This is a genomic window from Kineococcus glutinatus (assembly GCF_039542765.1).
Lineage (GTDB): Bacteria > Actinomycetota > Actinomycetes > Actinomycetales > Kineococcaceae > Kineococcus_A > Kineococcus_A glutinatus.
Map to the genome: position 1 here is coordinate 1 of NZ_BAABIL010000536.1, position 2888 is coordinate 2888.

The window sequence follows — 2888 nt, forward strand, 5'->3', positions numbered from 1 at the left end:
CGGCACCGCCTCGGTGGAGCTGCTCGCCGACGTGGTCCCGCGCGGGGCCCGGGTGCTCGTCGTGGACGACGTCCTCGCCACGGGCGGCACGGCGCGGGCGGCCGCGGAGCTGCTGGAGGAGGCCGGTGCCGTGGTGAGCGGGGTGCACGTGCTCCTGGAGATCGCCGCGCTGTCCGGGCGCGACGCCCTGCGCGCCTGGCCGGTCACCGCGCAGCTGATCGTCTGACACCCGGCCGCGGGGAGCGCCGGGACCACGGTGCGGACCGCCCGCGGGGGACGTCCGGGTGACGCGGCACCCGGTGGCGCGTCGCCGCCGCCGCGGGCCTCCTAGACTGCTGGCACACGCGAGGAGGGCGGCCATGACCGACGAGATCCAGACCGGCGACGCTGCGCCCGCGCGTGCCGGCGCGGCCACCGCCCCGACCGCCGTCGAGCGCGCCACCGGACACCCCGCGGCGACCACCCCGCAGCCCGCGGCCCAGCCGCCGGTGCGCCGCGAGCCGTCCCGCCCCGCGGAGACCACCGGCCCGGTGACGGCCAGCCGGATGCTGTCCCGCCTGGCCCGCTTCGGCCAGCAGCGGCCCTCGACGGTGTCGCCGGTGCTGGAGCCGCTGCTGCGGACGCTGCGCGGCACCCACCCCAAGGCCGACGTCAGCGTCGTCGAGCGCGCCTTCGTGCGGGCGGAGAAGGCCCACGAGGGCCAGCGCCGCAAGAGCGGCGACCCCTACATCACGCACCCCGTCGCGGTGGCCACCATCCTCGCCGAGCTGGGCATGACCCCGCCGACGCTGGCCGCGGCCCTGCTGCACGACACCGTCGAGGACACCGACTACACCCTCGAGCAGCTGCGCGCGGACTTCGGCGACGAGGTCGCGATGCTCGTCGACGGCGTCACCAAGCTCGACAAGGTCACCTACGGCGACGCGGCGCAGGCCGAGACCGTCCGCAAGATGGTCGTGGCGATGGCCAAGGACATCCGCGTCCTGGTCATCAAGCTGGCCGACCGCCTGCACAACGCCCGCACCTGGCGCTACGTGTCGGCGGCCTCGGCGGAGAAGAAGGCCCGCGAGACGCTGGAGATCTACGCCCCGCTGGCGCACCGGCTCGGCATGAACACGATCAAGTGGGAGCTGGAGGACCTGTCCTTCGCGACGGTCTACCCCAAGCGCTTCGACGAGATCGTGCGGCTGGTGGCGGAGCGGGCACCGGCCCGCGAGGAGTACCTCGCGAAGGTGCGCGAGCAGGTCACCGCCGACCTGCGCGCCGCGCGGATCCGCGCCACCGTCACCGGCCGGCCCAAGCACTACTACTCGATCTACCAGAAGATGATCGTCCGGGGCCGGGACTTCGCCGAGATCTACGACCTCGTCGGCGTCCGCGTCCTCGTCGACAGCGTCCGCGACTGCTATGCCGTCCTGGGGGCGCTGCACGCCCGGTGGAACCCGGTGCCGGGCCGCTTCAAGGACTACATCGCGATGCCCAAGTTCAACATGTACCAGTCGCTGCACACGACGGTCATCGGGCCCGAGGGCAAGCCCGTCGAGATCCAGATCCGCACCCACCTCATGCACCGCCGCGCCGAGTACGGCGTCGCGGCCCACTGGAAGTACAAGGACACCCCCGGCGCCGCCGGTGGCGAGGCGCTCAAGGGCGGTGCGGGCTCGACCACCGACCTGTCCTGGCTGCGGCAGGTGCTGGACTGGCAGCGGGAGACGCAGGACCCGGGGGAGTTCCTCGACTCGCTGCGGTTCGAGATCAACGCCGCCGAGGTGTTCGTCTTCACCCCCAAGGGCGACGTCATCGCCCTGCCGACGGGTTCGACGCCGGTGGACTTCGCCTACGCCGTGCACACCGAGGTCGGGCACCGCACGATGGGCGCCCGCGTCAACGGCCGGCTCGTGCCGCTGGAGTCGACCCTGGACAACGGCGACCTGGTGGAGGTGTTCACCTCCAAGGCCGACGGCGCCGGGCCCAGCCGCGACTGGCTGCAGTTCGTCAAGAGCCCCCGGGCCCGCAACAAGATCCGGCAGTGGTTCTCCAAGGAGCGCCGCGAGGAGCGCATCGAGCAGGGCAAGGACTCCATCGCCAAGGCGATGCGCAAGCAGCACCTGCCGCTGCAGCGGCTGATGTCGCCGGAGTCGTTGCTGGCGCTGGCCCGGGACATGCGCTACCCGGACGTCTCCGCCCTCTACGCCGCGGTGGGGGAGGGGCACATCTCCGCCGCGAGCGTCGTCGAGCGCCTCGTGGCGGCGGTGGGTGGCGAGGCGGGGGCCGAGGAGGACCTCGCCGAGGCGACGATGCCGGACCAGGTGCGCCGCGCCCCGCGCACCGGCGACGCGGGCATCGTCGTCAACGGCGCCGGCGACGTGTGGGCCAAGCTCGCCAAGTGCTGCACGCCCGTGCCGGGCGACCCGATCGTCGGGTTCGTCACCCGCGGCGCCGGGGTGTCGGTGCACCGGGAGGACTGCGACAACGTCAGCGTGCTGCGCCAGCAGCCGGAGCGGCTGGTGCCGGTGGAGTGGGCGCCGACGTCGGCGACGAGCTTCCTCGTGCAGATCCAGGTGGAGGCCCTGGACCGGGCGCGGCTGCTGTCCGACGTCACCCGCGTCCTGTCCGACAACCACGTCAACATCCTGTCGGCGACGGTGAGCACCAGCCGGGACCGCGTGGCCCTGTCGAAGTTCCAGTTCGAGATGGCCGACCCGAAGCACCTCGGGCACGTCCTCAACGCGGTCCGCCGCGTGGACGGGGTGTTCGACGCCTACCGCATGACGGCGGGCCGACCGCGCAGCTGACGCCGGGCCGGCAGCAGGCCGGCGCTGTGCAGCAGCTCGCGCGCGGTGAGGACGTGACGGCCGGCGAGCACGCGGGCCAGCGCGGCGGGGTCG

The 2888-nt window shown here is 73.5% G+C and carries 2 protein-coding genes; both read left to right on the top strand.

Annotated elements, in window-relative coordinates; genetic code table 11:
• On the top strand, positions 1-226 hold a 226-nt coding region (locus ABEB16_RS17740), incomplete at its 5' end, for a phosphoribosyltransferase family protein (RefSeq protein WP_345713544.1).
• A 133-nt stretch (positions 227-359) separates the two neighbouring features.
• Positions 360-2795, top strand: coding sequence for a RelA/SpoT family protein (locus ABEB16_RS17745; RefSeq protein WP_425560242.1), 2436 nt, complete (start codon positions 360-362; stop codon positions 2793-2795).
• Positions 2796-2888: the final 93 nt, after the last annotated feature.